Source organism: Streptomyces sp. NPDC056160 (genome assembly GCF_042268205.1).
GTDB lineage: Bacteria > Actinomycetota > Actinomycetes > Streptomycetales > Streptomycetaceae > Streptomyces.
Genome location: NZ_JBHJUW010000275.1, coordinates 1 through 4,571 on the forward strand (window position 1 = coordinate 1; position 4,571 = coordinate 4,571).

A 4,571-nucleotide genomic window follows, 5' to 3' on the forward strand; every position below is an offset into this window, starting at 1 on the left:
TCCCCGCGGGCCCGGCCCGCGCGCCCCCCCCCCCGTTGCGGGGCCCCCCCCCCCGGCCCCTGGTCGCGTCAGCGGGTCACCGTGTGCCGCTCGTCGGGGACGCAGTGGGTCATGGTCAGGCCCTCGACGTCGCGCGGCGGGTTCTTGCCCAGGTCGGACAGCCGCTTGCGGTCCTCGTCCGTGAGGTCCTGGCCCGCCAGCGGCTCCAGGGCCGCCACGTCCTGCGGCGAGATGCCCAGCCCCTCGCCGACCTTCAGCCCCAGCTCGTTCTCGACCAGCAGGAAGTGCCACACCATGCGCTCCTGCACCGGCCGGTCGCACCGGGACAGCTGGCCGACGAAGTTCTTCACGAGGTCGTCGCGCTCCCACTGCTCCATCAGCAGGTAGCGCTGACCGGCCTGAAGGTAGTCGTTGGCGCGCGGGATGCGCGCGCGGGTCAGCCGGCCGCGGATCTCCGGCCCCTGCTCCTCGTGCGCGGGATAGGTCGCCTCGGGCAGGCCGCCGGTGATCGACGGCTCATAGGTGACGATGGGGTTCACCCCGCCGCCGTCGATGTGGTAGGTCATCTGGCCGTCGCGCTGGTTGGTGCGCACGGGGGCGTTCTTCGGCTGGTTGACCGGGAGCTGGAGGTAGTTCGGGCCGACCCGGTAGCGCTGGGTGTCGCTGTAGGAGAAGGTGCGCCCGACGAGCATCTTGTCGTCGGAGAAGTCCAGGCCGTCGACGAGGACGCCGGTACCGAAGGAGATCTGCTCGTTCTCGGCGAAGAAGTCCTGGGGCATCCGGTCGAGCACCATCCGGCCCACGGCCCGGGGCGGGAAGTCCTGCTCGGGCCAGGTCTTGGTGTCGTCCAGCGGATCGAAGTCCAGCTCCGGGTGGTCGTGGTCGTCCATCATCTGGACCAGCAGCTCCCACTCGGGGTACTCGCCGCGCCCGACCGCCTCGTACAGGTCCTTGGTCGCGTGGCCGAGGGAGTCCGCCTGGACGTTGGCCGCGTCCTCCTCGGTCATGCTGCGCACGCCCTGCTTGGGCATCCAGTGGTACTTCACCAGGACCGTGCGGCCCTCGTCGTTGACCCACTTGTAGGTGTTGACGCCGAAGCCCTGCATGTGGCGGTAGTCGGCGGGGATGCCGCGCGGGCTGAAGACGTTGACCAGCATGTGCATGGACTCGGGTGTCTGCGACATGAAGTCGAAGATCCGGCGGGGCTGCTGCTCGAAGGTCACCGGGTCGGGCTTGAGGGCGTGGATGACGTCGGGGAACTTGATGGCGTCCCGGATGAAGAAGACGCCGAGGTTGTTGCCGACGAGGTCCCAGTTGCCGTCCTCGGTGTAGAACTTCACCGCGAAGCCGCGCGGGTCGCGGGCGGTCTCGGAGGAGTCCCGGCCGCCGATCACGGTGGAGAAGCGCACGGCGACGTCGGTGCGCTTGCCGCGCTCCTGGAAGAGCCGGGCCCGCGTGTAGCGGCCGATGGGCTCGTCGCCCCAGGCGCCGTACGCCTCGAAGTAGCCGTACGCGGTCACGCCCCGCGCGTGCACGACCCGCTCCGGGATGCGCTCGCGGTCGAAGTGGCTGATCTTCTCCAGGAACTGGTAGTTCTCCAGCGTCGCCGGGCCCCGGGCGCCGACGGTCCGCTGGTTCTGGTTGTCGTAGACCGGATGGCCCTGCCGGTTGGTGAGGACCTTCCGGTCCTCGGCCGGGGCGGGCCCTGCGCTGACTGCGTCCGTCATGCCCGTGGACTCCTTCGACGTCGACTCGGCCCCGCGTCGCTCGGCGGGCCGTGCCCGGGACCGCCGTCCGGCACAGCGGGCGGCGGCCCGGACGCACGCCGGCGCGTGCCCGGCCCGGCCCGCACCCACGCGGGTACGCCCACTTTTGCACCGTTGTGTCCACTTCACGGCCGGGGTTAGCCCGTTCGCCGCGGGACGGCCCGTTGGAGGCGGCACGCCCCGTTCGACGCGGCCCCGGCAGGTCTGCGCGGCTCCGGCCCGTTCAGCCGCGTGCGGCGCCGCCCTTGTTCGAGGCCGACCGTCTGCGTTCTTCCCGGCGTCAGCCGTCCGCGTGGCCCGGCGCGCCGCGGCCGGCCGTGCCGACGGTGTCGCCGGAGCGGGTCTCGCCGGCCAGGGTCTGCTGGGCGTGCGGGACGACGCGGATCAGCCGCAGGACGCCCCAGACGATGAGCCCGGCCCCCGCGAGTTCCGGCAGGAGCCACACCCCCGTGCGGATGTGCTCGCCGAACAGGGTGACGCCCAGCAGCAGGCTCACCGTCGCGTCGCCGATGGTGAGCGCCGGCTGCGAGGCCGCCAGCGAACCGGCCTGCAGCGCGTTCTCCAGGAGCAGCAGCGAACTGACTCCGACGACGGCGAACCCGTAGGTCTGCCAGGTGGTCAGGAAGGCGACGAAGCCGTCGGCGTCCAGGATGCCGCTGGCCGACTTGAGCATGGCGGCGGTCAGCGCGTTGCCGATGGCCGCGGCGGCGGCCAGGACGGCGGCCCGCAGCAGCGGGGAGCGCCGGGCGCGGGCCAAGGCGACCGCCCCCGCCATCACGCCGAGGCAGAGGATCAGCGCGGGGACCCAGCGCACCATGGGTGCCTGGTCGTGGGAGCCGGAGGGCGAGGCCGAGACCAGGACGAGCGCGAGACCCCCGACCACTGCCGCGACGGCCCACCAGCCCGCGGCGGGCAGGCCCCGGTGCATGAGAGTGCCGGCGATGAGCAGGGCGAAGGGCAGTTCCATGATGAACAGCGGCTGGACGAGCGCCATCGGCCCGTTGACGAGCGCGAGTGCCTGGAACATGGCGGAGGCGATGACTCCGCAGATGCCCGCGAGCCACACCGGCCGCCGCGCCAGGGCGAGCAGCAGGCGCAGGCCGCCGCCGGTGGGCACGGTGGAGGCGGCCTTCCGCTGGAAGGCGGTGCCCACGGCGTTGCTCGCGGCGCCCATGACGGCGAAGAACACGGCCAGCCCGATCACAGGTCCACCATGCCCGACGGACGGCGTCCCGTCCTGCCGCGGCACCCGGCGGGCGATCATCACGACCTCTTGGACTTGCCATAAGAACGCCTTATGAGCTCATAGACCGGACCCGCGTACCCACTTAGGCTTGCCTCAGCTTAGGGTTGCCGACGAGTCGTACGTTCACCGCTCGAAGGGAACCTGATCATGCCGCGCCCCCTGCGGGTAGCCATCGTCGGAGCCGGCCCCGCCGGTATCTACGCCGCCGACGCCCTGCTCAAGTCCGGCGTGGCCGCCGAGCCGGGCGTGTCCATCGACCTCTTCGAGCGGATGCCGGCGCCGTTCGGCCTGATCCGCTACGGCGTCGCCCCCGACCACCCCCGGATCAAGGGCATCGTCACGGCCCTCCACCAGGTGCTGGACAAGCCGCAGATACGCCTGTTCGGCAACGTCGACTACCCCGGCGACATCAGCCTGGACGACCTGCGCGCCTTCTACGACGCGGTGATCTTCTCCACCGGCGCCACGGCCGACCGGGCGCTGTCCGTGCCCGGCATCGAACTGGACGGCTCCTACGGCGCGGCCGACTTCGTCTCCTGGTACGACGGGCACCCGGACGTGCCGCGCACCTGGCCCCTGGAGGCGGAGAAGGTCGCCGTCCTCGGCGTCGGCAACGTGGCCCTCGACGTGGCTCGGATCCTGGCCAAGACCGCCGACGAACTGCTGCCGACGGAGATCCCGGCGAACGTGTACGAGGGCCTGAAGGCCAACAAGGCGCTGGAGATCCACGTGTTCGGGCGCCGTGGCCCGGCGCAGGCGAAGTTCAGTCCGATGGAGCTGCGCGAGCTGGACCACTCCCCCAACATCGAGGTCGTCGTCGACCCCGAGGACATCGACTACGACGAGGGCTCCATCGCCACCCGGCGCGGCAACAAGCAGGCCGACATGGTCGCCAAGACGCTGGAGAACTGGGCGATCCGCGACGTCGGCGACCGGCCTCACAAGCTGTTCCTGCACTTCTTCGAGTCCCCGGCACAGATCCTCGGCGAGGACGGCAGGGTGACCGGCCTGCGCACCGAGCGCACCGAGCTGGACGGCACCGGCAACGTCAAGGGCACCGGCACCTTCAAGGACTGGGACGTCACGGCCGTGTACCGGGCCGTCGGCTACCTCTCCGACCGGCTGCCGAAGCTGCCCTGGGACGACGACTCGGGCACCGTCCCCGACGAGGGCGGCCGGATCATCGGCGAGACGGGCGAGCACGTGCAGTCGGCGTACGTCACCGGCTGGATCCGGCGGGGCCCGGTGGGGCTGATCGGCCATACCAAGGGTGACGCCAACGAGACGGTCGCCAACCTGCTGGCCGACCACGCGGCCGGCCGGCTGCACACCCCGGTCTCCCCCGACCCCGAGGCCGTCGACGCCTTCCTCGCCGAGCGCGAGGTCCGGTTCACCACCTGGGAGGGCTGGTACCGCCTCGACGCCGCGGAGAAGGCCCTGGGCGAGCCGCAGGGCCGGGAGCGCGTGAAGATCGTCGAGCGTGAGGACATGCTGAAGGCGAGCGGCGCGTAAGGACCGCGGACCCGCGGACGAACGACACGTACGAGCCGTGCCACCTT

General features: G+C 71.5%; 3 protein-coding genes. 1 reads left to right on the plus strand and 2 read right to left on the minus strand.

Annotated elements, in window-relative coordinates:
• Positions 1-68 precede the first annotated feature (68 nt).
• Both ACFC02_RS41720 and ACFC02_RS41725 read right to left on the minus strand, forming a co-directional pair.
• A complete protein-coding gene (locus ACFC02_RS41720) occupies positions 69-1,727 on the minus strand; it encodes a catalase (RefSeq protein WP_376368111.1) in 1,659 nt (552 codons plus the stop codon).
• A 319-nt stretch (positions 1,728-2,046) separates the two neighbouring features.
• On the minus strand, positions 2,047-2,970 hold the full coding sequence (locus ACFC02_RS41725) for a DMT family transporter (protein ID WP_376368113.1): 924 nt from the start codon (positions 2,968-2,970) through the stop codon (positions 2,047-2,049).
• A 189-nt stretch (positions 2,971-3,159) separates the two neighbouring features.
• On the opposite strand from ACFC02_RS41725, the gene ACFC02_RS41730 reads away from it, so the two are divergent.
• On the plus strand, positions 3,160-4,524 hold the full coding sequence (locus ACFC02_RS41730; protein WP_376368115.1) for an FAD-dependent oxidoreductase: 1,365 nt from the start codon (positions 3,160-3,162) through the stop codon (positions 4,522-4,524).
• Positions 4,525-4,571 lie beyond the last annotated feature (47 nt).

What these genes read in the sequence shown, in the direction of transcription:
- ACFC02_RS41720 (WP_376368111.1), bottom strand. Translation starts at nt 1,727, where the DNA reads ATGACGGACGCAGTCAGCGCAGGGCCCGCCCCGGCCGAGGACCGGAAG.
- ACFC02_RS41730 (WP_376368115.1), top strand. Translation starts at nt 3,160, where the DNA reads ATGCCGCGCCCCCTGCGGGTAGCCATCGTCGGAGCCGGCCCCGCCGGT.